Origin of the sequence: Pseudomonas pisciculturae, assembly GCF_015461805.1 — a bacterium.
GTDB classification, from domain to species: domain Bacteria; phylum Pseudomonadota; class Gammaproteobacteria; order Pseudomonadales; family Pseudomonadaceae; genus Aquipseudomonas; species Aquipseudomonas pisciculturae.
The window spans coordinates 26,771-52,048 of the sequence record NZ_JACVZE010000011.1 but is presented as its reverse complement, the minus strand read 5'-3'; the positions used below and the strand labels follow the sequence as shown (position 1 = coordinate 52,048).

The window sequence follows — 25,278 nt, the reverse complement described above, 5'->3', positions numbered from 1 at the left end:
GTTAGCCTCGGGTAGGAACAAGAAAACGCATCCAGCGACGTTCGGCCAGTCGAAACAGGCCCACCAGTGCAAAGGACAGCAGCATGTAGAGCAGGGCGGCGATACCGAAAGCCTGGAACGTCAAGAACGTTTCGGCGTTGGCGTCGCGGGCCACCTTGAGGATGTCGGCGACGGTGGCGGTAAACGCCAGCGATGTGGCGTGCAGCATCAGGATCATTTCATTGCTGTAGGCCGGCAATGCGCGGCGCAAGGCTGCCGGTACGACCACAAACAGGTTTAGCCGCCAGCCGTGAAGGCCATAGGCGCGGGCCGCTTCGATCTCACCATGGGGAATATTACGAATCGCCCCGGCGAAAATTTCCACGGTGTAGGCGCAGGTGTTCAGCACAAAGGCCAGCAGGGTGCAGTTCAGTGCATTGCGGAAAAACTGGTTGAGCAGGGCGTTGTCCTGCACCACCTCCAGGCTGTATAGCCCGGTGTAGCAAATCAGCAATTGGATATACAGCGGCGTGCCGCGAAACAGGTAGGTATAGACCTCCACCGGCCAGCGCAGCCAGAAGTGCTCCGAAACCCGTGCCAGGGCCAGGGGGATCGACAGCAAAAAACCGAACACCACCGAGACAATGAACAGCCATAACGTCATGGCCACGCCTGACAACCCCGCGCCATCGCTGAACAGGTAAGCCAGGCCGTATTGCTGGAACAGTTCGATCATCGCGCCATCCCCTTGATGCCGAGGTTATAGCGCCGTTCGAGGCGCTTGAAGATGCGGTTGGAGAGGGTGGTGATCACCAGGTAGACCAGGCCCGCGAGGATCAGGAAATACAACGGCTCGTTGGTGGTCTTGCCGGCGTTTTGCGCAGCCTTGACCAAATCCGACAGGCCGATGATCGACACCAGCGCCGTGCTCTTGAGCAGCACCAGCCAGTTATTGCCCAGGCCCGGCAGGGCAAAGCGCATCAGCTGCGGGAACAGCACCAGGTGAAATCGCTGCCAGCGGCTCAAACCGTAGGCAGTGGCGGCCTCCAGCTGGCCCACCGGCACGCTGAGGATCGCGCCTCGGAAGTTCTCGGTGAAATACGCGCCGTAGATAAACCCCAGGGTCACTACACCGGCGGTAAAGGGGTCGATTTCAAAGTAGTCCCAGCCAAACATTTCGGTCAGGTCGTTGAGCCACAGTTGCAGGCTGTAGAAGATCAGCAGGATCAGCACCAGGTCTGGCACGCTGCGAATCAGCGTGGTGTAGAGCGTGGCCGGAACCCGCAGCCATTTAGCGCTGGAGAGTTTGGCGCCAGCGGCGATCAGGCCGAGGGTGAGGCTCAGGGCCAGGGCGAGGAACGCGAGCTTGAGCGTCATCCAGGCACCCTGGGCCAGCATGGGGCCGTAGCCTTGCAGGTTGAGGAGTTCATTCATGGGAAGCATCTCGATGGAGCGCACAGATTTATTGTGCAAGAGGCTTTTTGTGGGAGGGGGCTTGCCCCCGATGAGGGTGTGTCAGTAACAGGTGTATCAGCTGACCCACCGCTATCGGGGGCAAGCCCCCTCCCACCAAAGCCAGTGCCCACTGGAAGGCAGTGGCATTACTCGTTGTAGATGTCCTGATCCCCGAAGTACTTCTTCTGGATCTGCGCGTAAGTGCCATCCGCCTGCACGGCCGCAATGCCCTTATTGATCAGCGTACGCAGGTCCTGGTCGTTCTTGCGCAGGCCCATGGCGATGTCCAGCGGCAAAGTCGGGTCTTTGAACGCCGGGCCGGTCTTGAAGTCGGCGCCTTCGGGCTTGGACAGGAAGTTGAGCTGGGCTTCGAGCTTGTCGGTCAGGGTCGCGTCGAGGCGCCCGTTCTGCAGGTCGGCGTAGTTCTGTTCCTGGGACTGGTACGCCTTGATCTGCGCGCCAAGCTTGGCCAGGTGCGCACGGGCATAGGCTTCTTGCAACGAGCCTTGCAGCACGCCGACTTGCCTGCCTTTGAGCGATTCAGGTGTGTCGCCAAACTCGGCGCTTTTGCGGGTGATCACCGACGTCGGGCTGAGGAACAGGCGGTCGGTGAAGTCGATAACTTTTTCACGCGCCGGGGTCACGGCCATGGACGACATGATGGCGTCGAACTTGCGTGCGCGCAGGGCCGGGATCATGCCGTCGAATTCGTTGTGTACCCAGGTGCATTTGACTTCGAGCTTGGCGCAGATGGCGTTGCCCAATTCGATATCGAAGCCTTGCAGGCTGCCGTCGGCGGCCACGGATTCGAAAGGCGGGTATTCGGGGAATACGCCAAAGCGGATTTCTTTCCACTCTTGGGCCTGGGCGGCAGTGGCGCACAGTGGCAACAGCAACGCAGCGAACAGTGATCGCAATGGAGTCATGGTGTGGTCCCTATATTTTGTAATTGATGTCAGGGGCAGTAATAAGGTTGAAACAAATCGTTTTTGTTGGGGGAGAGAATGCTTCATGGTGGTGCGTTTTTTGTGTCGTTTACCCCTCGCACGAAGCGCAAATTGCGCTGTTAAAAAGTGCAATGCAGCGGAATCGGCTGTGGAACCCGCTGAATCGGCTTTGCGGTTCGCTGAATCTGGCCCGCCCCCCACGCAAAGGGGCAGACCAGAGCGGTCTCAGGCGCGCTTTTTGTGCTGTAGCGCTGGTTGCTGGGCCAGGCGCGCAAACAGATCTTTGGGGTCGGCCAGGTCGGGCACCAGCTCCAGTTCGCTACCGATATCGAGTGCTTTGGCGACGTCCAGCACATACCGCAGGGCCGAGTAGTCTTCGATGGCAAAGCCCACGGAGTCGAACAGGGTGATTTGGCGTGCGTTCTCACGCCCGGGTTGCTGGCCGTTGATCACTTGCCACAGCTCCGTCACCGGCGAGTCTTCAGGCATATGCTGGATCTCACCTTCAATACGGCTTTGTGGCTCGTACTCGACGATCACCCGGGCGCGTTCAACGATACGTCGGTCCAGCTCGGTTTTGCCGGGGCAGTCGCCGCCCACGGCGTTGAGGTGCATGCCGGGCTCGATCATCTCGTCGGTCAGGATGGTGGCGTACGCTTTATCGGCCGTGACGGTGGTGACGATGTCTGCACCTTTCACCGCGTCGGCCACGCTGGCGGCCACAATGACCTTGATCGCCGGGAACGCCTTGAGGTTGGCTGCCAGCTTGGCGGTAGCCTTGGCGTCGATGTCGAACAGGCGAATCTCATTGATGCCGAGCATGGCGTGGAAGGCCAGCGCCTGGAATTCACTCTGGGAACCGTTGCCGATCAGCGCCATGCTGCGGCTGTTGTCGCGGGCCAGGTAGCGTGCCACCAGGGCCGAGGTGGCGGCGGTACGGATCGCGGTGGTCAGGGTCATTTCCGCCAGCAGCACGGGCTTGCCGGTGTCCACATCCCCCAGGGCGCCGAAGGCCATGACCGTGAGCATCCCGGCCAGGGTGTTTTTTGGGTGGCCGTTTACATACTTGAAGGCGTACAGCGACGCATCCGACACCGGCATCAGCTCAATCACGCCATCGGGCGAGTGGTTGGCCAGGCGTGCGCACTTTTCGAAGTCCTGCCAGCGCAGGTAGTCGGCGCGGATGTACTCGGCCATTTCGCTGATGCAGGTTTGCAGGCTTTTTTGCGAAACCAGGTAGCTGAGGTCGTTGACGTCGATATAACGGGTCATGGCAAGACTCCTTATTGAAATGAGGGGCGGGCAGGCAGGTGCACTTCCGCCAACATGCAGCGGGCACTGCCACCGCCGATGCGTTCGATGTTGTCGATGTTCACCACCACTGGTCGCGTGTGGCGCTCGACATGCTGGCGCTGCGCCGGTTGCAGGGCGCCCCAGGCGCTGGCAGACATCACCAGCAACGGCTGCCCGTCGCGGTCGTGCACTTCAAGCATGTTGCCGGCGAAGGCTTCGAGTTGGTCGAAGTTCAGGGCAAGGATGTCTTTGCCGGTGTCGCGCAGGGAGCGCTCCAGGGCCAGGCGCTCATCGGCATCGGGCAAGGCTTGCAGGCACACCACCGAGAGGTCGCGGCCCACGCTCATCATCACGTTGCTGTGGTAGATCGGCGCGTGGTGGCGGTCGACGGCGTGGAATACGCAGAGCTGATAGTCGAGGCGTTCGGCGAACTGGCGCAGGGCGTCGTGGTGGGTGCGCCCGGAGTGGCAGGCGTAGCTGATGCGGTGTTGACGGTCGAGCACCATGCTGCCGGTGCCTTCGAGGAAGATGTTCTGTTGCTCCAGGTGGCTCAGGTCGATGGTGCTGTTGATCGCAAAACGTTGTTCCAGCACTTGAAGCACGCCTTTGTCGCGTTCCAGCCGGCGGTTCTGGCCTTCCATCGGGTACAGCACCAGGCTGCCGTCGGCGTGGCTGCTCCACCAGTTATTGGGGAAGATCGAGTCGGGGGTGTGGGGCGCAGGCGTGTCCTGTACCACCAACACTTCCACGCCATGCTGGCGCAGGGTGTCGACATAACCGTCGAACTCTTGCAGCGCTTTCTGTTGCGCGCCGAGCGGGTCGAGGGGCTGGCGCTGGAAGCGGTTGTTGATCGCGGTGTCCGGGTTGAAGGCAAAGCGCGCCGGGCGGATCATCAAGACGGTGTTGGTGGTTTGCATGGGGGCACGGGTCCATGGGGTTGGGCGGTGAGGAGTATTTTGTCGGTTGTGCGGGATGAATCCCGGCTGAAACAGCGGGGGCGCTCAGCCGGGAAAGCTGAAAGGGGAGGTGGTACAACCGAATCGGCTGCCGGCTTTGAAATGCAGTCAAATGTGGGAGGGGGCTTGCCCCCGATGGCGGTGTATCAGTGCCAGATGTGTTGACTGACAGACCGCTATCGCAGGCAAGCCAGCTCCCACATTAGTATGGGGGTGGTTTTGATATCTGTTTTCAGCAAGGAGCCCTGCATGTCGACCACCGTTCGCCCCGCCCAACCCTTTGACGCCGAAAGCATCAGCCAGGTGATCCTGGCAGCCCTGCACAGCAGCAATGCGCAGGATTACCCGGCGGATGTGATCGCCCGGGTTGCCAGTAACTTCACCCCTGAAGCGGTGCTGGCCTTGCTCAAGCGACGGGTTGTGCTGGTGGCGGTGCAGGGCGAGGTCATCGTGGCCACAGCAGCGCTGGATGCCAACGTCGTGCGCTCGGTGTTCGTCAACCCGGCGCTGCAGGGGCAGGGGATCGGTCGGCTTTTGATGATCGAGATCGAACTGCGTGCCCGCGAATCTGGCGTGACGGTACTGAGCGTGCCGTCTTCACTGACTGCCGAGCCGTTCTATACCAAGCTGGGGTTTCACAGCGTGCGCGACGTTTACCACGGCAATGAACGTACCCTGGTGATGGAAAAGGCGTTGCTGTCGCGGCATCCCATTGGGCTGTATCGCGACCGTCAGCATCGCGCTCAAGTGGTGGCTTTGTGGCAGGAGGCTTTTGGCTATGACACCGCCCATAACCTGCCCACTCTGGCGATCGACAAGAAGCTCGCCGTCAACGATGGTTTGTTCTTTGTAGCGACAGATAAAAAAGCCGTGATCGGCACCATTCTCGCCGGCTACGACGGCCATCGTGGTTGGCTGTATTCGGTGGCGGTGCACGCCGACTATCGGCGTCATGGGCTGGGGTCTTCGTTGGTGCGACATGCAGAGCAGGCGTTGACGGCCTTGGGCTGTATGAAGATCAACCTGCAGATCACCAGTGGCAATGATGCGGTGACGGGGTTTTACGAGGCGTTGGGGTATGGGGTGGAGCCGAGGATTAGCATGGGCAAGAAGATTGTCGAGAACATCCCCTGAAAACACCGGAGATCAAATGTGGGAGGGGGCTTGCCCCCGATAGCGGAGTGTCAGTCACTGAAATATTGACTGAACCACCGCTATCGGGAGCAAGCCCCCTCCCACATGGGTAAACGCTGCGTGGCTTAGACCTTGACGATCCAACCCTCTGGCGCTTCAACATCACCGGTCTGCACACCGGTCAGCTCTTTATAAAGCTTCTGGGTGATCGGGCCCACTTCAGTCTCGCTGTGGAACACATGCAGCTTGCCGTTGTACTGGATGCCGCCGATCGGCGAGATCACCGCAGCGGTACCGCAGGCGCCGGCTTCCTTGAACTGGTCCAGCTTGTCGATGAACACTTCACCTTCAACCACGTCCAGGCCCAGGCGGGTCTTGGCCAGTTCGATCAGCGACAGGCGGGTGATGCCTGGCAGTACCGAAGGCGACTTCGGCGTGATGAACTGGTTGTCGTGGGTGATCCCGAAGAAGTTGGCCGAACCGACCTCTTCAATCTTGGAGTGGGTCATTGGGTCCAGGTAGATCGCATCGGCGAAGCCGGCTTTCTTGGCTTCGGAACCTGGCATCAGGCTGGCGGCGTAGTTGCCACCGACCTTGGCGGCACCGGTGCCTTGTGGCGCGGCGCGGTCGAAGGTGGAGATCTGGAAGTTGTGTGGCACCAGGCCGCCCTTGAAGTAGGCGCCAACCGGGATGGCAAACACGGAGAAGATGAACTCCGGTGCGGTACGCACGCCGATGTTGTCACCGGTGCCGATCACGAACGGGCGCAGGTACAGCGCGCCGCCACTGCCGTACGGCGGGATAAACCGCTCGTTGGCCTTGACTACTTGTTTGCAGGCGTCGATGAACACGTCGGTCGGCACATGCGGCATCAGCAGGCGGGCGCAGCTGCGTTGCATGCGGGCGGCGTTCTGGTCGGGGCGGAACAGGTTGATCGAACCGTCCTTGCAACGGTAGGCCTTCAGGCCTTCAAAGCATTGCTGGCCATAGTGCAGGGCGGTGGAGCCCTCGCTGATGTGCAGCACGTTGTCGTCGGTCAGGGTGCCTTCTTGCCACTCGCCGTCTTTGAAAATCTGGATAAACCGTTTGTCGGTCTTGATGTAGTCAAAGCCCAGCTTGTCCCAATTGATGCTTTCGTTACCCATGACACCCTCTATCGTTGGTCAAGTCGGTTTTTTTCTGAATGGGCGCAACAATACTTCATTCTTGGCTTGTGTGGGAGCCACCGGGTGGACACCTTCAGCCTGTGTATTGGCTGATCCATCGCTATCGCAGGCAAGCCAGCTCCCACAGTTGGAATGCATTCCCCTGTGGGAGCCGGGCTTGCCCGCGATGGCCTCGCCACGGATTTACAGATGCAACGCGTGCCCCAGCGCCCTTAAAGCCGCTTCCTGCACGGCTTCGCCAAGGGTCGGATGGGCATGAATGGTGCCTGCCACATCTTCCAGGCGCGCACCCATTTCCAGGCTCAGGCCGAAGGCGGTGGACAGCTCCGACACACCCACCCCGACCGCTTGCCAGCCGACGATCAGGTTGTTATCGCGCCGCGCCACCACCCGAACAAACCCGGTTTTCGACTCGAGGGTCATGGCCCGGCCATTGGCGGCGAACGGGAAGCTCGACACGATGCAGTCCAGCCCAGCAGCCTTGGCTTCATCGGGCGTCTTGCCGACCACCACCAGTTCCGGGTCGGTAAAACAGACTGCCGGGATCGCCGCCGGGTTGAATTCACGAGTTAGGCCGCTGATCAGTTCGGCGACCATTTCACCCTGGGCCATGGCGCGGTGGGCCAGCATCGGCTCGCCGCTCAGGTCACCGATGGCATACACGTTGCGCATGCTGGTCTGGCAATGGTTGTCGATCTTGATCGCTGCGCCGTTCATCGTCAGGTTCAGCGCTTCGAGGTTCCAGCCATGTGTATTGGGTTTTCGACCAACGGCCACCAGCACCTGATCAGTGGCCAGCGACACGGTGTCGCCGTTCGGGTCGCGCACTTGCAGGTTGCCATCTGCAAACCCGGTGACGCTGTGTTTGAGGTACAGCTTCACGCCCAGTTGCTTGAGGGATTCGTTCACAGGCGCTGTCAGTTCGGCATCGTAGGCCGGCAGGATACGGTCCTGCGCCTCGACCACACTCACCTCGGCGCCGAGCTTGCGGTAGGCAATGCCCAGCTCCAGGCCGATATAGCCGCCACCCACCACGATCAGACGTTTAGGCACGCGGGTCGGCGCCAACGCTTCGGTGGACGAAATGATCGGCCCGCCAATCGGCAGCATCGGCAGGTTGACGCTGGTAGAACCGGTCGCCAACAGCAGGTGTTCACACTGGATACGCTGCTCGCCGACGTCGACGGTCTTGCCGTCCACCACCTTGGCCCAGCCGTGGATCACCTGCACTTTGTGTTTTTTCAACAGCGCCGCAACACCGGTGGTCAGGCGGTCGACAATGCCATCTTTCCATTCCACGCTTTTGCGGATGTCCAGGGTCGGCACATCCACTTCGATACCCAGTTGTGAGCCCTGGCTATGGTGGATGGTTTGCTGGAACTGCTCAGCCACATGGATCAGGGCCTTGGACGGGATGCAGCCGATATTCAGGCAGGTACCGCCCAGTGCCTGGCCTTCCACCAGGATCGTCGGGATACCGAGCTGGCCGGCCCGAATCGCGGCCACATACCCGCCAGGGCCGCCGCCGATAATCAGCAGCGTCGTATTTAAAGTCTGAGACATGACTTACTCCAGGAACAGGCTGGCGGGTTGTTCGAGCAGGCCGCGAATGGCCTGGATGAATTGCGCCGCGTCCATGCCATCGACCACCCGGTGATCGAACGAGCTGGAGAGGTTCATCATCTTGCGCACCACGATCTGGCCCTTGATCACCATCGGCCGTTCAACGATGCGGTTGACGCCGACGATGGCCACTTCCGGCAAGTTCAGCACCGGCGTGCTGACGATGCCGCCCAACGCGCCCAGGCTGGTCAGGGTAATGGTCGAGCCGGAGAGCTCGTCACGGCTGGCCTTGCCGTTGCGTGCGGCCGTGGCCAAACGCGCGATTTCCTCGGCATTGCCCCACAGGCTGCGGGCTTCGGCGTGGCGAACCACCGGCACCATCAGGCCAACATCGCTCTGGGTAGCGACGCCCACATGCACCGCGCCGAGGCGGGTGATGACCTGGGCGTCGTCGTCGTAACGGGCGTTGATCTGCGGGAAGTCTCGCAGCGCGACGACCATGGCACGCACAATGAACGGCAGCAGGGTCAGCTTGCCGCGGGCGGCGCCGTGTTTTTCGTTGAGGTGCACGCGCAGCTCGTCCAGGGCGGTGACGTCAATCTCTTCCACGTAGCTGAAATGTGCGGCGCGGCGGGTGGCGTCCTGCATACGCTGGGCGATCTTGCGGCGCATGCCGATCACCGGGATCTGTTCTTCGGTATTGCGTTCGGCGTAAGGGTTGGCTGTGGATGAAGCCTTCGCCGTGCCTTGTTGCAAGTACGCGTCGAGGTCTTCGTGGAGAACTCGGCCCGCAGGGCCTGTGCCCTGGACCAGACGCAACTGAATGCCAGCATCCAATGCGTGCTTGCGCACGGCGGGGGAGGCCAGCGGGCGTTCGTCGGCATCGCGGGCAACTGGCGCCGCAGCAGCCTTTATGACTGGTTTGGTTTCAGCCACTGGCGCGGGCTTGGCTTCTGCGACAGGTTCAGCCTTCGGCGCCTCCTTCACCACCGGCACATCCTTGGCGTTGCCCGCACCTTCCACTTCAATGCTGATCAAAATACTGCCCACCGCCATGACTTCACCTGGCTCGCCGCCGAGGGAAATCACCTTGCCGTGCACCGGCGAGGGAATGTCTACCATCGCCTTGTCGGTCATCACATCCGCCAGCACCTGGTCTTCAACCACCAGGTCGCCGACCTTCACATGCCAGACCGACAGTTCAACTTCCGCGATGCCTTCGCCAATGTCCGGCATCTTGATAACGTGCGTGCCCATTCAGACCTCCATAACCCGTTTCAACGCTGCGCCCACACGGGACGGCCCTGGGAAATACGCCCACTCTTGCGCGTGGGGGTAGGGGGTGTCCCAACCGGTCACGCGTTCGATCGGCGCTTCCAGGTGATGGAAGCAATGCTCCTGCACCAGCGACACCAACTCGGCACCAAAGCCGCAGGTGCGGGTGGCTTCATGCACCACCACGCAACGGCCGGTCTTTTTCACGGATTTGACGATGGTTTCCAGGTCCAGTGGCCACAGGCTGCGCAGGTCGATGACTTCGGCGTCGATGCCGGTTTCTTCGGCGGCCACTTGGGACACATACACGGTGGTGCCGTAGGTCAGCACGGTGACGGCAGAACCTGGGCGCACGATGGCGGCCACGTCCAGCGGCACGGTGTAGTAACCATCCGGCACTTGTGCTTGGGGGTGTTTCGACCACGGGGTCACCGGGCGGTCGTGATGGCCGTCGAACGGGCCGTTGTACAGGCGCTTGGGCTCAAGGAAGATCACCGGGTCATCGTTTTCGATGGAGGCGATCAGCAGTCCCTTGGCGTCATAGGGGTTTGACGGCATCACCGTGCGCAGGCCGCAGACCTGGGTGAACACCGCTTCGATACTCTGGCTGTGGGTCTGGCCGCCGTAGATGCCGCCACCGCAGGGCATGCGCATGGTCAGTGGCGCCGTGAACTGGCCGGCCGAACGATACCGCAAGCGTGCAGCTTCAGAGATGATCTGGTCAGTGGCAGGGTAGACGTAGTCGGCGAACTGGATTTCGGCCACCGGGCGCAAGCCGTAGGCGCCCATGCCTACGGCCACGCCGACAATGCCACTTTCGGAAATCGGCGCGTCAAACACCCGCGAACTGCCGTACTTGGTTTGCAGGCCTTCGGTGCAGCGGAACACGCCGCCGAAGTAGCCGACGTCCTGGCCGAATACCACCACGTTGTCGTCGCGTTCGAGCATCACATCCATGGCCGAGCGCAGGGCCTGGATCATGGTCATGGTCGTGGTGGTCATGGCGGTTTCCACTTCAATGCTGTTGTTGTGATCGTTCATGTCAGATCCCCAACTCTTGACGCTGGCGCTTCAAGTGCTCCGGCATCTCTTTATAGACATCTTCGAACATGGTCGCGGCGCTTGGAATCTGGCCGCCGGCGAGGGTGCCGTACTGTTCGGCTTCTTTCTGTGCGCCGATCACTTCGGCTTCAAGCTCAGCGCTGACCGCCGCGTGCTCCTCTTCGGACCACTGGCCAATCTGGATCAGGTGCTGCTTGAGGCGGGCAATCGGGTCGCCCAAGGGGAAGTGGCTCCAGTCGTCGGCGGGGCGGTACTTGGAAGGATCATCGGACGTAGAGTGCGGGCCGGCACGGTAAGTGACCCACTCGATCAGCGTCGGCCCCAGGTTGCGGCGCGCGCGCTCGGCAGCCCAGGCAGAGGCGGCGTACACCGCGATGAAGTCGTTGCCGTCCACACGCAGGGAGGCGATGCCGCAACCGACGCCGCGTCCGGCGAAGGTCGTGGCTTCACCGCCGGCAATCGCCTGGAAGGTGGAGATGGCCCATTGGTTGTTGACCACGTTGAGGATCACCGGCGCGCGGTAGACGTGGGCAAAGGTGAGGGCGGTGTGAAAGTCGGACTCAGCGGTAGCGCCGTCACCGATCCAGGCGGAGGCGATCTTGGTATCGCCCTTGATCGCCGAGGCCATGCCCCAGCCCACGCCTTGTACGAATTGAGTGGCGAGGTTGCCGGAAATGGTGAAAAAGCCTGCGTCTTTTACCGAATACATGATCGGCAACTGACGGCCCTTGAGCGGGTCGCGCTCGTTGGACAGCAGTTGGCAGATCAAATCCACCAAGGGCACTTCGCGCGCCATCAGGATGCTTTGCTGGCGGTAGGTGGGGAAGCACATGTCGTCGATGTTCAAGGCCAGGGCCTGGGCGCTGCCGATGGCTTCTTCGCCAAGGCTTTGCATGTAGAACGACATTTTTTTCTGACGCTGGGCGACCACCATGCGGTTGTCAAAGATGCGCGTCTTGAGCATCGCGCGCATGCCTTTGCGCTTGATCTCGGCGGGGACGCCTTCGGCCCACGGCCCCAGGGCCTGGCCCTGGTCGTCGAGCACCCGGATCAGGCCCTTGGCCAGGTCGGCGGTGTCGGCGGGTTCTACGTCAATGGCAGGTTTGCGCACTGTGCCGGCGTCGGTCAGGCGCAGGTAAGTGAAGTCGGTCTTGCAGCCTGGGCGGCCCGAGGGTTCAGGGACGTGCAGGCGCAGTGGTTCATACTGCTGGGTCATGGCTTCTACGCTCTATCTTGTGAATTTCTTGTAGTGGGCGCGCTAGCTGACAGTCAGTCCCCGGGTAGGGGAAATCTTGTCCTACAACAATCATAGGCGGGGCGTAGAAGAATATTTATCTCTGTTTCGTTGCGCTTAAGATCATTTGCGGATAAAAAATCTGCATAAACATAATATGCAGGTGATTTTGTCTCATGCGCAAACTGGACCGTACCGATATCGGCATTCTCAACGCCCTGCAAGAGAACGCGCGCATCACCAACGCCGACCTGGCCCGCTCGGTCAACCTGTCGCCCACGCCATGTTTCAACCGGGTGAAGGCGATGGAAGAGTTAGGCCTGATCCGCGAGCAAGTCACCCTGCTGGACGCCGATTTACTGGGGCTGCACGTGAACGTGTTTATCCACGTGAGCCTGGAAAAACAGAATGAGCTGGCGTTGCAGCAGTTCGAAGGCGCGATCTCCGACCGACCGGAGGTGATGGAGTGCTACCTGATGGCCGGCGACCCGGACTATTTGATCCGGGTGCTGGTGCCGACGATCCAGTCGTTGGAGCGCTTCATGATGGATTTTTTGACCAAAGTGCCCGGTGTGGCCAACATCCGCTCAAGCTTTGCCTTGAAGCAGGTGCGTTACAAGACGGCGTTACCCCTGCCGGCCAATGGCATCAGTTTGGGCAACTGAGTCATTCGTATCTGTAACCGAGCGCTTCAGTGCTCAGCGTTTGCTCTACAGCCCAGGTTTGTGGCCAGGGTGCTGGTTCGTCGGGTGGGTTGAAAACCAGCCTGGAGCCCAGCACGCCGTTTGGAGCGTCGGCTCTGGGTTGGAACGGTTCAGTGAGTGGATGTTGCTTACGCCATTGCTCCCACAAGTAGTCCAGATAGCAGTGGTGCAGGAAAAAGATTGGGTCGTTGGAAGACGACGCCTCGCCCATGTTGCCGCCGATCCAACTGTGGACTCTGTTGTGCAGCGTGTCCTCGCTGACGTTCTCCCATCCTTCCTCTCCCCAATAGGGGGTTCTGGCCAAGGCAGAAATGACGTCCTCGGGGCGGGGGAGTGCACGATCCCGCTCCTCCCCCAGGTTGCGTCGCAGCCCCTCATCGCCTTTGGCAGAGTCCCAGACACGGATGGGAAACATCTGGCTCGAATACGCAAAAGGTCCGGTGGTGACGCGTTGATTTTGCATGCTGTCGCCGTTGCCACCCATGAAGTTGGGGGTGAAGGGGTTGCTGCGCCCTGTTAGCTGCCAATCCCAGTAGGGCAGGGTGATATCCGGGTTTTGGGCGGCTTCCTTCAGCGCCAGTTCAAACTGACGGATAAGGATGCGGTGCCACGGATAAAACAGCGGGTTTCCATGTGGGTTGGGCACCAGCGGATTTGCCCCGCCCATGGAGTTGCGGTGGATTTGCACAAAGTCATCGTAGCGTTTTTGCTCGCCGAGCTTGAGGATGCTCGGCAGGTGATTTTTGAGCGCCCAAATGGCTTTGACCAAGGTGGCTTTTTGTTCGGTTGAAAGATCGCGGTGGTTGCGCCGGATGTCCATGTTCAGCAAGTTCTCCATAGGATGGTTGTCCCTGGATTTTGTCAGTGGCTATCCGTCGCGGGCGTTACTTACATAGTCATTGTGCGAAGGTTGATATTTCAATAACGGTTAACCCCCCCTTAAAGGCGATCGACCGGGATCTTCAGGTACACCACCCCATTGTCTTCCGCTGGCGGCATATTTCCCGCACGCACATTCACCTGGATCGCCGGCAGCAGCAGCGTGGGCATTCCCAACCCTGCATCACGGCGGGTGCGCATTTCGACAAACTGCGCCTCATCCACGCCGTCATGCACATGAATATTGCCCGCTCGCTGCTCCGCTACCGTCGTCAGGCATTTTGCCTCCCGCCCCTCGGGTGGGTAGTCATGGCATACGTACAGTCGCGTCTGAGGCGGATAAGCCAGCAACTTGCGCATCGACGCAAACAACTGCCGCGCATCGCCACCCGGGAAGTCACAACGCGCAGTGCCCACGTCCGGCATAAACAGCGTGTCGCCTACCAGGATCAACCGGTCGTCGATCAAGTAGGCCATGTCTGCCGGCGTATGCCCCGGCACGTGCAGGGCCTGGGCCTTGATGTTGCCGATATGAAACACTTCATCCGGCGCAAACAGGTGATCGAACTGCGAGCCGTCCACGCGAAATTCGGGCTCCAGGTTGAACAGGTTTTTGAACACGTCCTGCACGGTACTGATGGACTGGCCAATTGCAATCTTGCCGCCCAAGGTGCGGCGCAGGTAGGGCGCGGCAGACAAGTGGTCGGCGTGGGCATGGGTCTCCAGCAGCCACTCGACCTGCAGGCGATGTTCGCGCACATAGGCGATCACCTTATCGGCCTGGCGCGTGTCGGTGCGCCCGGAGGCGGGGTCGTAGTTGAGCACCGAATCGACGATGGCGCAGGGGCCGTTATCGGCCTCATGCAGGACGTAGGTGTAGGTCGACGACGCTTCGTCCAAAAAGGCTTGGATCAGAGCTGGCATGACGGTGGTCCTTGGTATCGACGTGATTTGCACATAGGCTTGCCAGCTTAAGTGAAACAAACGGTCCTGGGCAAAGGATCGCTACTGCGGGATGTGACGCCACACGGCAGCTTCCTGCCTAAGGTGAATTGAATGTTGCTGGCAAGTTGTTTGGGGTTGTTGATGGGCCTGGTGATGGGCCTGACGGGTGCGGGCGGTGGCATCCTCGGGGTGCCGGCGTTGGTGTTGGGGTTAGGGCTGAGCATGACCCAGGCCGCACCGGTGTCGCTGCTCGCAGTAGGCGCGGCAGCGGCGGTAGGGGCCATCGACGGTTTGCGCCACGGCTTGGTGCGTTATCGCGCCGCGCTATTGATCGCCTTGTTGGGCGCGCTGTTTTCGCCAGTCGGGGTGTTCTTCGCCCACCAATTGCCGGAAGCCGTGCTGATGGGCCTGTTCAGTGCGCTGATGGTGCTGGTGGCCTGGCGCATGTTGCAGCGCGAAAAAACCGAGCCGGGGCCGAGTGACCACGGCACCGCGTCCTGGGGCCAGAAGAATTGCATGCTCGACCAACAGACCGGCCGCCTGGCCTGGACCGCCAAGTGCAGCGCCACCTTGGCGGCGTTGGGCGCGGTGACCGGCGCCGTGTCCGGCCTGCTGGGCGTGGGCGGCGGCTTCCTGATCGTGCCGGCGTTCAAGCAACTCACTGATGTGCAGATGCGCGGCATCGTCGCCACTTCCCTGATGGTGATCAGCCTGATTTCCCTGATCGGCGTGGCCGGCGCGTTCCATGCCGGGGTGCGCATCGAACCGGTGGGCTGGGTGTTTATCGGTGCGAGCATCGTCGGCATGCTCGTCGGTCGGCGCCTGTGTTCGGTGATCCCGGCGCGCACCTTGCAAGTGGGGTTTGCCAGCCTGTGTGTACTGGTGGCTGTGGGCATGTTGGCCAAGGCCGGTCTTACGCACTAAGTGCCGGGCCCGGCTTACGCCGAACTTGCCGGGCACCCACGGCCCGCCCAAAGCATTCCGAAACCACGGCCAAGGCAGCGTAGGCCGTGGCCTTCGGGCTTTCGATAATCGCCTCCGACATCAAGTCCCCGTTGCGGAGCGCGCCATGCATAACAATAAGAATGTCCCCCTGCGTCTGTTGCCAGCTTTTATCGTCGGCCTGGGCCTGAGCCCGTTCGCCAGCGCCGAAATCATGCTGTACGACAAGGACGAAACCACCTTCTCCACCGATGGCTACATCAACGCCTTCTACGTCAACAGCGACGTCGACCGCGCCGGTGACCAATACGACCGTCGCCAGTCCCGCGTGAAAATGGGCTTTTTGCCCAACTACCTGGGCTTCAACATGGGCAAGCAGGTTGACGATCTCAAGCTCGGCGCCCGTGCGTCGTTCTGGGTGACCATCAACGACAGCGAAACCAACGGCACCGACACTGCCATCGACGTGCGCCAGTTCTACGGCACCGTGGCCAACCCCGAATGGGGCGAAGTGCTGATCGGCAAGGACTTCGGCCTGTTTGCCCGCTCCAACATCCTCTTGGACGAACTGCTCGCAGGCTACGGCCAGGTCAGCGACAGCCTGGGCCTGGTGGACGGCGGCGGCGTGTCGTTCGGCAATATCGGCAGCGGCTACCCGTACCCATTCCCCACCTCGCAGATCACCTACCGCACCCCGTTGATGGACGGCCTGCGCGTGGCCGTCGGCATCATGGACCCGGTCGACACCAACGACAGCAGTGCGTTGGGTAAGGCCTACCAGAAGAACCCACGCACCGAGAGCGAGATCACCTACCAGTTCGACGTGGGCGGGGCGAAGATCTACAGCTGGCTCAACGGCAGCTACCAGACCTCCGACAACACCGACTCCACCGTGGCCAGCGTTACGTCGAAGGGCCTGGGCTACGGCGTGCAGGCAAAAATGGGCGGCTTGTCGCTGACCGGCTCGGGCTTCCAGGCCAAAGGCATCAACCCGTTTTTCACCAACAACGCTGGCGAAGCCACTCTGCGCAATGTCGACAGCAACGGCTACCTGGTGCAGGGCTCGTACAAGCTGGGCAAGAACCGTTTGGCGCTGTCCTATGGCAAGACCAAGGATGACGGCAACGGCGTGGTGGGCAGCGGGGCGGATTATGAAACCCGTGGCATTGCGTTGTTCCATGATGTGAATGCCAACCTGAAGCTGGTGGCGGAGTACAACCAGTTTCAGATCAAGGGGCATGACACCAGTGCGCAGAATGAAGACACGGACACCTTTGCAGTAGGTGCTGTCTTGACTTGGTAGTCATCTGAAATGCAATCAAAATGTGGGAGGGGGCTTGCTCCCGATAGCGGAACATCAGTCAACTAATGCAGTGACTGACACACTGCCATCGGGAGCAAGCCCCCTCCCACATTTGATCTCCACTGCTTTTGAGAGAGTAGTCTTGAGATATTCATCCCATCGCATCCCCCCACCCAGTACCCAAGTAGCATAGGTCCAACCCCCCAGCCTTCGTACACTCAAACTTCAGAGGGGGAAACCAACGATGCACAACAGTGAAGGCGTAGTCAGCGCCATGTCCCAGGCCACCGACCCAGGGCAGGCCGCTGAAGAGTTGGCCCGCCAACTGCTACATCCGTACCTGGGCTTCGTGCTGTTTTTCTGCTCCGCCTCCTACAACCTCCAGGCCCTCGGCCAAGCGCTGCAACAGTGCTTTGGCAACGTGCGCGTGGTGGGTTGCACCAGTGCTGGCGAGATCACGCCCCAAGGCTACGGGCGCAATTGCATCACGGCGATGGGCTTTAACCATGCGCATTTTTCCATCGCCACGGAACTGATCGATGAGGTCGAGCATTTCAGCCTGATCGGCGCTCAGGACATGGTCGAGCGGCTGGTCGGTGGCTGTCGCAGCAACACCCTGGCGCCGATCAAGGGCAACACCTTCGCCTTGACCTTGCTCGACGGCCTGTCCAGCCGCGAAGAAATGGTACTCGCCGCCCTCAGCGCAGCCCTGGGGGATATTCCGCACTTCGGCGGCTCGGCCGGCGATGACAACTTCCTGACCCACACCCACGTGTACTTCAACGGCGTGTTCCACAGCGGCGCGGCGGTAGTGGTGCTGGTCAATACCTGGCTGGATTTTGAGGTGTTCACCACCCACCACATCCTGCCGCGCACGGAAAAACTGGTGGTCACCGGCGCCGACAGCCCGTCACGTCGAGTGTATGAACTCAACGCCGAACCCGCCGCCGAAGAATACGCGCGGCATATCGGCGTGGCGGTGGCCGACCTTGACCATCGCACCTTCGCCGCCCACCCGCTGGCGGTGCGCATCCACGACCAGTACTACGTGCGTGCCATCCAGCAGGTGCACGAAGACCTGAGCCTGAGCTTCTACTGCGCGGTAGAGAACGGCATCGTGCTGACGGTGATGAAGCCCGGCCCGATCCTGCCGAACCTCGAAGCCTTGTTCGACGGCCTGCAAGCGCGCCTTGGCGATCTGTTGCTGACCATTGGCTGCGATTGTTTTTTGCGGCGCATGGAGCTCGAAGACAACGGCGATCTGGAGCAGATCGGCAACTACCTGCGCGACCAACGGGTGCTGGGCTTCAACACCTACGGAGAACAGTTCAATGGCATGCACATCAACCAGACCTTCACTGGGGTCGCCATTGCCCGTGGCCGACGCTGAACTGCACGCGCAGGTTGCGCAGTTGCAACAGGCCAACCAGAAGCTGACGCGGATCAACGCGGCGCTGATCGAGCGCATCGAATCCGGCATGACCCAAGGCAACAACCCTTACACCACCTTCCAGCATTCGGTGGTGCTCGCCGAGCAAGTGCGCGAACGCACTGATGCGCTCAACCAGGCGATGGCCGAACTCAAGGCCAGCAACCACCTGCTGATCAACGCCCGCCTGCGCGCCGAAACCCTGCGGGGCGAACAGGCCGCCGCACAAAAAGCCCAGGAAAGCGAACGCTGGATCCGCCTGATCACCGACAACGTACCGGCCCTGATCGGCTACCTGAATGCCGACCTGGTCTACGAATTCACCAACAAGGTCTATGAAGAATGGTACTGCTGGCCGCGCGGCATGATGCTCGGCCAGAGCCTGCGGGAAGTGCACAGCGAGCAGCACTGCCAGCGCCTGGATGCCTACGTCACCCGCGCCTTGGCGGGCGAGAGCGTGACCTTTGAGTTTGCCGAAACCAATATCAACAACCAGGAGCGCTACATGCTGCGCTCCTACGTGCCCAACCTGCTGGCGACGGGCGAAGTGGTGGGCATCTTTGTGCTGATCCGCGATATTACTGAACGCCGCCGCACCGCCGAAGCCCTGCACCAGGCCTATCAGCACCTGGAACAGCGCGTGGCCCAGCGCACCTCAGAGCTCACCGCCCTCAACGACCAACTGCTCAAGGAAATCGACGAACGTCGCCGCATGGAAACCCGCCTGCGCGAAGCCAAGCAGGAAGCCGAACAGGCCAACCTGTCAAAAACCAAATTCCTCGCCGCCGTCAGCCACGACCTGCTGCAACCGCTGAACGCCGCCCGCCTGTTTACCAGCGCCTTGCTCGAACGCCCCAGCGAAACCCTGGTGCGCAACGTGAGCAACTCCCTGGAAGACGTGGAGAATTTGCTGGGCACCCTGGTGGATATTTCCAAGCTCGACGCCGGCGTGATCAAGGCCGATATCGCCCCGTTCGCCCTCAGCGAACTGCTGGACAACCTCGCCGCCGAATACACCGAACTGGCACGCGCCGAAGGCCTGCAATTGCACTTTGTCGGTTGCTCGGCGCTGGTGCGCAGCGATATCCAGCTGCTGGCGCGCATTCTGCGCAACCTGTTGAGCAATGCACTGCGCTACACCTACAAGGGCCGGGTGGTGTTGGGTTGCCGGCGTCAGAACCAGCGGCTGCTGATCCAAGTGTGGGACAGCGGCATGGGCATTGCCGAAGACCGTTTGGAAGAGATTTTCCAGGAGTTCAAGCGCGGCGATGTGCAGCGCCCCGACCAGGATCGCGGGCTGGGGTTGGGCCTGGCCATTGTCGAAAAAATCGCCGGGATTCTCGGCCACCGCATCACCGTCAAATCCTGGCCGGGCAAGGGCTCGATGTTTTGCGTGGAAGTGCCCCTGAGCGCCACCGCGCCCAAGTCACTGCCCATGCCATGCATGAGCGAAGTCTTGCTTGAGCGCCTGCAAGGCGCGCGGGTGTGGGTGCTGGATAACGACGCGGCGATCTGCGCCGGTATGCGTACGTTGCTGGAGGGCTGGGGTTGCCAGGTGATCACCGCGTTGTCAGAGCAGGATTTGGCGCGGCAGGTAGACAACTATCATGCCGAGGCGGATTTATTGATTGCCGACTACCACCTCGATGATGACCAGAACGGTGTGGATGCCGTGGCCCGCATCAACGCCCGGCGAGGGAGTGCGGTGCCGGCGTTGATGATTACCGCCAACTACAGCAATGAGCTAAAACAGCAGATTCGGGAGTTGGGGCATACGTTGATGCATAAGCCGGTGCGGCCGATGAAGTTGAAAACAGCGATGAGCCACCTGCTCGGACGCCCCTGACAAAACACCGAATAAAATGTGGGAGGGGGCTTGCCCCCGATGGCAGTGTGTCAGCCAAGTAGATGTTGACTGACACTCAGCAATCGGGGGCAAGCCCCCTCCCACATTTTGATCTCCCTATGTCTGAGAGGTCAGCGGCGCAGGTACGAGCCGAAATCAATGTCCCCAGCACTGAGAATTGCCTGCACCCGATTATGCACATTCAACTTTCGCAATATCGCCGACACATGCGCTTTCACCGTGGTCTCGGCAATCTCCAACGTATAGGCAATCTGCTTGTTCGACTCCCCCTTGGTCATGCGCTCCAGCACCAGCAATTGCTTGCGGGTCAGCGCCTGCAACAGCTCCGGCGCAAAGCCCGGGCTGTCGTTGAGGCGGCGTTGGCTGGTGCTCTTCTGGGTGCGGATGATGTCTGGCGGCAGGTACACGTTGCCGTTGAGAATCTGCTGGATCGCCTCGGTCATTTGCAGGCGTGGCGAAGACTTGGTGATAAAGCCCACGGCACCATAGGTGATGGCTTGCAGCACGATCTGCTTGTCTTGCTCGGCCGAGACGATCACCACGGGGATAGTCGGTGACTCGTTGCGCAGGTTGATCAGCCCGTTGAGGCCGTGCATGCCGGGCATGTTCAGGTCCAGCAGGATCAAGTCGAGGTCGTCGTGGTCCTGGGTCAGGGCGAGGGCGCTGTCCAGGTCGGCGGTTTCCATCACATCACTGCCGGGGAAACCGTCGCTTATCACATTGTGGATCGCTTCGCGAAACAGCGGGTGATCGTCGGCGATCAGGATTTTGTACATGGCCGTTCACCTTCTTGTTGTGGTTTTTTATTCAAAGGGTTCGGGTGTTGCAGCCGTCACTGGCAGTTTTGCCGCTTCCCATGCATCCAGCCCGTCGCGATACCAATACACAGAGGTATAGCCCAATTGGGTGGCTCGTTTTACCGCGTTCCAACTCAGCCAGCAATCGGAGCGGCAATAGAAGACCAGCGGGCGCGCGAGCTGACCGCCGGTGAACTTGTACAGGTGGCGCACCAAGTAGCTTTGCCACTCGGGCGTGAGGTCGCCGTCGCCGGTATTGGCCAGCCAATGGCTGCCGGGCAAGTTGGCGTGGGGCTGGTCTTCGATGAAGCGGCCTTGCAGGTATTGGCGGCGGTACACGTCGATCAATACCGGTGTGGTCGCCTGGTTGAGCAGGGCTTGCAGGGCAGGGGTGTCGATGATGGTCGCGCCGCTCACTTGGTCGGGCGTGGGGCTGCGGTACAGGCTGATGCGGTAGCCATCGGCAGAAAACAACGGCGTGTCAGCCTGGGCGTTGAGGCAGAGCAGGCACAGCAAGGCCAGCAAGGGCAGTCGGACGGGCAGCATGGTGGGGCAATCCTTATCGTTATGCGCCCATTACACGCCAGTCCTGCTGCCTTGGGAATGCGACGATAGACAGGAAAACCAGTACCAAAGTAGTAGGTTTTCAGCCTTTTTTGCGCAGTGCGGCGTGCTGCGGGTTGAAGGTCAGCACCGCCAGTACGCTAAACACCAGGGTCAGCCCCAGGCACACCGCCAACGCCAGGCCGGCGAAACGTTCGTACAGGGCAAAGCGCACCAGCTCGACGGCATGGGTGAACGGGTTGATCGCACACAGCCAATACAGCCACTCGCTGGAGTCGCGCATCTTCCACAGCGGGTAGAGCGCCGACGACATGAAGAACAGCGGGAAGATCACGAAATTCATCACTCCGGCGAAGTTCTCCAGTTGCCGGATCGCGTTGGACAGCAACAACCCCAGGGCACTGAGCATCAACGCCACCAGCAACAACGCCGGCAACGCCACCAACAAGCCCATGGCTGGCGGTTGCACGCCGTACACCCAGGCAATCGCCAGAAAACCGTAGACCTGCAACAACGAGATCAACGAGGTCGCCAACAACTTGCTGCACAGCAGAAAGGTGCGCGGCAACGGGCTGGTGAGCAGCACGCGCATGCTGCCCATCTCGCGGTCATAGACCATCGACAGCGAGCCCTGCATGCCATTGAACAGCAGGATCATGCAGGCCAGCCCCGGAATGATGTAGACCTCGTAGGGAATGTAGGTGTCGTAGGGTTCGATCACCGAAATGCCCAACGCCGCCCGAAAGCCTGCGGCGAACACCAACAGCCACAGCAACGGGCGCACCAGGGCGCTGAGAAAACGTGTGCGTTGCAGCACAAAGCGCAGCCATTCGCGCAGTACGATGCCGTTGAAGCATTGCCAGTAGGCGTTCATGCCAGGGCTCCTGTTCGGGTCAATCGCGCAAACAAACCACCCAGATCGCCGCCTTGCTCCAGCAGCAGGCTGTCGAGTTGCCCGCTGGCCACCAGGCGGCCCTGATGCAGAATCATCAAGGCGTCGTCGGGTTGTACTTCATCCAGCAGGTGAGTGGTCCACAACACGCCGATGCCTTGTTCCAGGCACAGCGTGCGCACATGTTGGTTCAGCGCCAGGCGGCTGGCCGGGTCGAGGCCGACGCTGGCTTCATCGAGCAGCAGCAGGCGCGGTTCATGCAGCAAGGCGCGGGCGATTTCCACGCGGCGACGGTGGCCGCCGTTGAGGTCGCGGACCTTTTCCCTGCGTCGCTCGCCCAGGGCCTGGCGCGCCAATTCGGCGTCTACCCGTAGGCCGGTCTGGCGACGTGAAAGGCCATGCAGCGCAGCGTGGTAGCGCAGGTTTTGTTCGACGCTCAAGTCCAGGTCCAGGGTGCTTTGCTGGAACACCACGCCCAGCTGTCGCAGGGCTTCGCGGGGTTTTTCGCGCAGTGAATGGCCGCCCACGCGGATGTCGCCGCTTTGCAAGTCATACAGGCGCGTGAGCAAGGCAATCAACGTCGATTTGCCCGCGCCATTGGGCCCCAGCAATGCCGCAAACCGCCCGGGCGCCAGGCTGAAATTCACATCCACCAAAGCTTTGCGCGCACCGTAGGCAAAGCTGATGGCGCTGGCGTCCAGGGCGTTCATGGCGTAACCACCACGCCCCACGGGTAGCGCCCGACCTTGACCGACTTGATCACCTTGAGGCTGTCCACGTCGATCACCGACACGTCGCCGCTCACGCCGTTGGTGGCCAGCAGTTGTTTCTCATCCGGGGTAAATGCCAGCTGCCACACGCGGCGACCCACCAGCAGGTAGTCGAGAATCTCGTAGGTCTTGGCGTCGATCACCGCTACGTGGTTGGCCGGGCCCAGGGCGACAAAACCGTATTTGCCATCGGCGCTGAGCTTGATGCCCACCGGCTGCACTTTGTCGGGGTGTACACCTTTGATCTTGAAGGTCAGGGTCTTGAGGATGGCGCGGCTGGCCACATCGAGGATGGTCACGGTGCCGCCGATTTCCGCCGAGGCCCACAGCTGTGTGCCATCGTGGTTGAACTCGACGAAACGCGGGCGCTGGTCCACCAGGGTACTGTCGGCCAGGGTCTGGGTGCTGGTGTCGATCCAGTGCAGCATGTTGGTGGTTTCGCTGGTGTTGACCGCCCACTTGCCATCCGGGCTTACCGCCATACCTTCGGGCTCGACGCCGACGTTGATCTGGCCGAGCACCTTGGAGGTTTCGGTATCGATCACGGTGACCAGCGCATCGTCCTCGTTGGAGACGTACAGCCAGCGGTTATTGGGGTGCAGGGCAAATTGCTCGGGGTCTTTGCCCGAGGGCAGTTCCTTAATGATCTTGCGCGTGGCCACGTCCATCACCTGCACCCGGTCCGAGTCGCTGGCGCAGATGTACAGCAGCTTGTTGTCATGGGACAGCAGCAGGCCACGGGGGCGCTGGCCGACTTTAAGCGTGTCGGTGACTTGCAGGGTCTGCATGTCGATCAGGCTCAGGCTGTTGTCTTTTTCGTTGGAGACCCAGGCCGTGGCGGCCACGGCGTGTCCGGCGGCAAGCAGCAGGGCGCAGGAGAGCAGGGTGCGGCGCATGGCGTATTCCTTATTGTTGTTGTGCGTGTTTAGGGAAAGCGGCAAGTGACCTCGGGTTTGTCGTAGCCCAGGCTGTCCATTTCGTTGAAGGGGTGCAGAAAACCTTCCTGGGGCGAGGTGCTGACCAGGGCGCGGGGTTGCACGATGGGGATCGGTTGGCGCAGCTCGCCATTCCACGGGCGATAGCTGAGTTTGCGACCCTTGAAACCGTCGAGGGGCAACCGCTCGCTTATCGCCAATTGGCGGATGCTCATCGGGTCCACCTGACGCAGCTTGCTCACGGCGCTGGCCACGCTGCGCACCGCCATCCAGGCGGCGAAGTCGCGGTCGTTCATCCAGCGCCCGGCCCGGGCCTCGAAGCGTTTTTGCAGTTGTGCGGCGCCGTAGGTTTCCACGGTTTTGTGCCAGCCGGTGGGGGTCAGGCCCTGGGTGCCGGCGACTGGGCGCGGGTACCAGGTCTGGTAGGGCACGTACTCGCCGAAGTCGCCGCGCTCGTCGGCCACCAGCACCACATCGTATTCGGCGGTTTGGGTGAACAGCGGCATATCTGCTTGGGCGCTGCGGCGTTGGTCGTTGTCGAAGCGCCATTGCTTCTCGGCCACCAGTTGCACGCCAAAGCGCTTGGCGGCGCGGCGCAGGGCGGCGGCGTAGGCTTGGTCGTCTTCGGTGGGGCCCACGATCAGCAGCGCTTTTTGCCATTTGCGCAGCACCAGAAACTGCGCCAGCGCATCGGCCAGCATGGCGCGGCTGGGCAGGCTGTGCAGCACGTTGCCCAGGCAGTCGGTGCTGCGCAGGCTGTCGTCGGGGCTGCCGGCGTTGAACAGCAGGCTGTCGGGCATTGCAGCGCTGAGTTGGCGCAGGCTGGCGGCGGGGGCGTTGACCACGAACAGACGCAGGCCCTGGTCGTGTTGGTTTTTTGCGGCGGCGAGCAACGCTTCAGGTGTGTCCACCGTGGCGTCGATCAGGCTGTAGCGCTGGTTGAGAAAGGCGCCGGTGCTGTTGCTGTCGATGATCGCAAGCTCAGCCCCGCGCAACCCGGCATCCGCCGGTTCAGGAATGACGTTGGACAGCAGCGGCCCTGGGTCAGGCCGATAGCCCAGGTAGCCGATCTGCACCTGCAACGGTGCCTCGGCCGCCTGGCCGGCGCAGGCCCAGGCGATTGCCAACAGGCAGATCACGGCGTAAGGGGGCAGCTTGCGCATAAGGCACTCCACGACAGGAGGCGT

23 protein-coding genes and 1 pseudogene are annotated in these 25,278 nt (G+C 61.2%); 6 read left to right on the top strand and 18 right to left on the bottom strand.

Annotated elements, in window-relative coordinates; genetic code table 11:
* Position 1: 1 nt before the first annotated feature.
* The 5 genes from ICY20_RS25390 to ctlX form a co-directional block, all read right to left on the bottom strand.
* Positions 2-715, bottom strand: coding sequence for an ABC transporter permease (locus tag ICY20_RS25390; protein WP_159962222.1), 714 nt, complete (start codon positions 713-715; stop codon positions 2-4).
* Entirely contained in the window at positions 712-1,413 is a 702-nt protein-coding gene (locus ICY20_RS25385; RefSeq protein WP_159962221.1) for an ABC transporter permease, read from the bottom strand. Before ICY20_RS25385 ends, ICY20_RS25390 begins: the two co-directional genes overlap by 4 nt.
* A gap of 167 nt (positions 1,414-1,580) precedes the next feature.
* Positions 1,581-2,360, bottom strand: coding sequence for an ABC transporter substrate-binding protein (locus tag ICY20_RS25380; RefSeq protein ID WP_194938920.1), 780 nt, complete (start codon positions 2,358-2,360; stop codon positions 1,581-1,583).
* A gap of 246 nt (positions 2,361-2,606) precedes the next feature.
* Positions 2,607-3,653: an ornithine cyclodeaminase gene (locus ICY20_RS25375; RefSeq protein ID WP_159962220.1), complete on the bottom strand. Its 1,047-nt coding sequence runs from the start codon at positions 3,651-3,653 to the stop codon at positions 2,607-2,609.
* A gap of 11 nt (positions 3,654-3,664) precedes the next feature.
* On the bottom strand, positions 3,665-4,591 hold the full coding sequence (gene ctlX / locus ICY20_RS25370) for a citrulline utilization hydrolase CtlX (protein WP_194938919.1): 927 nt from the start codon (positions 4,589-4,591) through the stop codon (positions 3,665-3,667).
* Positions 4,592-4,879: 288 nt separating this feature from the next.
* Between ctlX and ICY20_RS25365 the strand changes: the two genes are divergently transcribed.
* Positions 4,880-5,764: a GNAT family acetyltransferase gene (locus tag ICY20_RS25365; RefSeq protein WP_194938918.1), complete on the top strand. Its 885-nt coding sequence runs from the start codon at positions 4,880-4,882 to the stop codon at positions 5,762-5,764.
* A 125-nt stretch (positions 5,765-5,889) separates the two neighbouring features.
* Here ICY20_RS25365 and ICY20_RS25360 read toward each other — a convergent pair whose 3' ends face one another.
* From ICY20_RS25360 to ICY20_RS25340, 5 genes are all read right to left on the bottom strand, one after another.
* The gene (locus tag ICY20_RS25360) at positions 5,890-6,909 is read right to left on the bottom strand and encodes a branched-chain amino acid aminotransferase (protein ID WP_159962217.1); all 1,020 of its coding nucleotides are present in this window, start codon (positions 6,907-6,909) and stop codon (positions 5,890-5,892) included.
* 204 nt (positions 6,910-7,113) lie between these two features.
* Positions 7,114-8,493, bottom strand: coding sequence for a dihydrolipoyl dehydrogenase (gene lpdA / locus ICY20_RS25355; RefSeq protein WP_194938917.1), 1,380 nt, complete (start codon positions 8,491-8,493; stop codon positions 7,114-7,116).
* A 3-nt stretch (positions 8,494-8,496) separates the two neighbouring features.
* Complete coding sequence (locus ICY20_RS25350; RefSeq protein ID WP_194938916.1) at positions 8,497-9,750, bottom strand: dihydrolipoamide acetyltransferase family protein; 1,254 nt, start codon at positions 9,748-9,750, stop codon at positions 8,497-8,499.
* Positions 9,751-10,809: an alpha-ketoacid dehydrogenase subunit beta gene (locus ICY20_RS25345; RefSeq protein WP_010209333.1), complete on the bottom strand. Its 1,059-nt coding sequence runs from the start codon at positions 10,807-10,809 to the stop codon at positions 9,751-9,753.
* A 1-nt stretch (position 10,810) separates the two neighbouring features.
* Complete coding sequence (locus ICY20_RS25340) at positions 10,811-12,046, bottom strand: 3-methyl-2-oxobutanoate dehydrogenase (2-methylpropanoyl-transferring) subunit alpha (protein ID WP_159962214.1); 1,236 nt, start codon at positions 12,044-12,046, stop codon at positions 10,811-10,813.
* Positions 12,047-12,240: 194 nt separating this feature from the next.
* On the opposite strand from ICY20_RS25340, the gene bkdR reads away from it, so the two are divergent.
* Positions 12,241-12,729 (top strand): Bkd operon transcriptional regulator BkdR, encoded by a 489-nt coding sequence (gene bkdR / locus ICY20_RS25335; protein WP_005789440.1) that lies wholly within the window; start codon positions 12,241-12,243, stop codon positions 12,727-12,729.
* A gap of 1 nt (position 12,730) precedes the next feature.
* Here the strand turns inward: bkdR and ICY20_RS25330 are convergent, their stop codons facing one another.
* Positions 12,731-13,606, bottom strand: coding sequence for a tyrosinase family protein (locus ICY20_RS25330; RefSeq protein ID WP_228758584.1), 876 nt, complete (start codon positions 13,604-13,606; stop codon positions 12,731-12,733).
* A 101-nt stretch (positions 13,607-13,707) separates the two neighbouring features.
* Complete coding sequence (locus ICY20_RS25325; protein ID WP_194938915.1) at positions 13,708-14,571, bottom strand: MBL fold metallo-hydrolase; 864 nt, start codon at positions 14,569-14,571, stop codon at positions 13,708-13,710.
* A gap of 132 nt (positions 14,572-14,703) precedes the next feature.
* On the opposite strand from ICY20_RS25325, the gene ICY20_RS25320 reads away from it, so the two are divergent.
* The 4 genes and pseudogenes from ICY20_RS25320 to ICY20_RS25305 form a co-directional block, all read left to right on the top strand.
* Positions 14,704-15,516 carry a sulfite exporter TauE/SafE family protein gene (locus tag ICY20_RS25320; RefSeq protein ID WP_159962212.1) on the top strand — a complete coding sequence of 271 codons (813 nt, stop codon included), beginning with the start codon at positions 14,704-14,706 and terminating at the stop codon, positions 15,514-15,516.
* Between the two features lie 145 nt (positions 15,517-15,661).
* Positions 15,662-16,837 (top strand): porin, encoded by a 1,176-nt coding sequence (locus ICY20_RS25315; protein WP_159962211.1) that lies wholly within the window; start codon positions 15,662-15,664, stop codon positions 16,835-16,837.
* Positions 16,838-17,081: 244 nt separating this feature from the next.
* The gene (nosP, locus tag ICY20_RS25310) at positions 17,082-18,227 is read left to right on the top strand and encodes a nitric oxide-sensing protein NosP (RefSeq protein WP_159962210.1); all 1,146 of its coding nucleotides are present in this window, start codon (positions 17,082-17,084) and stop codon (positions 18,225-18,227) included.
* A gap of 277 nt (positions 18,228-18,504) precedes the next feature.
* Positions 18,505-20,112 (top strand): annotated as a pseudogene (locus ICY20_RS25305) (PAS domain-containing hybrid sensor histidine kinase/response regulator); the annotation flags it as partial.
* Positions 20,113-20,243: 131 nt separating this feature from the next.
* Here the strand turns inward: ICY20_RS25305 and ICY20_RS25300 are convergent.
* From ICY20_RS25300 to ICY20_RS25275, 6 genes are all read right to left on the bottom strand, one after another.
* Positions 20,244-20,909, bottom strand: a complete 666-nt coding sequence (locus ICY20_RS25300) for a response regulator transcription factor (RefSeq protein WP_159962208.1) — start codon at positions 20,907-20,909, stop codon at positions 20,244-20,246.
* A gap of 27 nt (positions 20,910-20,936) precedes the next feature.
* Positions 20,937-21,476 (bottom strand): PQQ-dependent catabolism-associated CXXCW motif protein, encoded by a 540-nt coding sequence (locus ICY20_RS25295; protein WP_194938914.1) that lies wholly within the window; start codon positions 21,474-21,476, stop codon positions 20,937-20,939.
* Between the two features lie 100 nt (positions 21,477-21,576).
* Positions 21,577-22,368 (bottom strand): ABC transporter permease, encoded by a 792-nt coding sequence (locus ICY20_RS25290; protein WP_159962206.1) that lies wholly within the window; start codon positions 22,366-22,368, stop codon positions 21,577-21,579.
* Entirely contained in the window at positions 22,365-23,096 is a 732-nt protein-coding gene (locus ICY20_RS25285) for an ABC transporter ATP-binding protein (RefSeq protein ID WP_194938913.1), read from the bottom strand. Before ICY20_RS25285 ends, ICY20_RS25290 begins: the two co-directional genes overlap by 4 nt.
* Entirely contained in the window at positions 23,093-24,052 is a 960-nt protein-coding gene (locus ICY20_RS25280; protein WP_194938912.1) for a YVTN family beta-propeller repeat protein, read from the bottom strand. Before ICY20_RS25280 ends, ICY20_RS25285 begins: the two co-directional genes overlap by 4 nt.
* A 29-nt stretch (positions 24,053-24,081) precedes the next feature.
* Positions 24,082-25,254: an ABC transporter substrate-binding protein gene (locus ICY20_RS25275; RefSeq protein ID WP_194938911.1), complete on the bottom strand. Its 1,173-nt coding sequence runs from the start codon at positions 25,252-25,254 to the stop codon at positions 24,082-24,084.
* Positions 25,255-25,278: the final 24 nt, after the last annotated feature.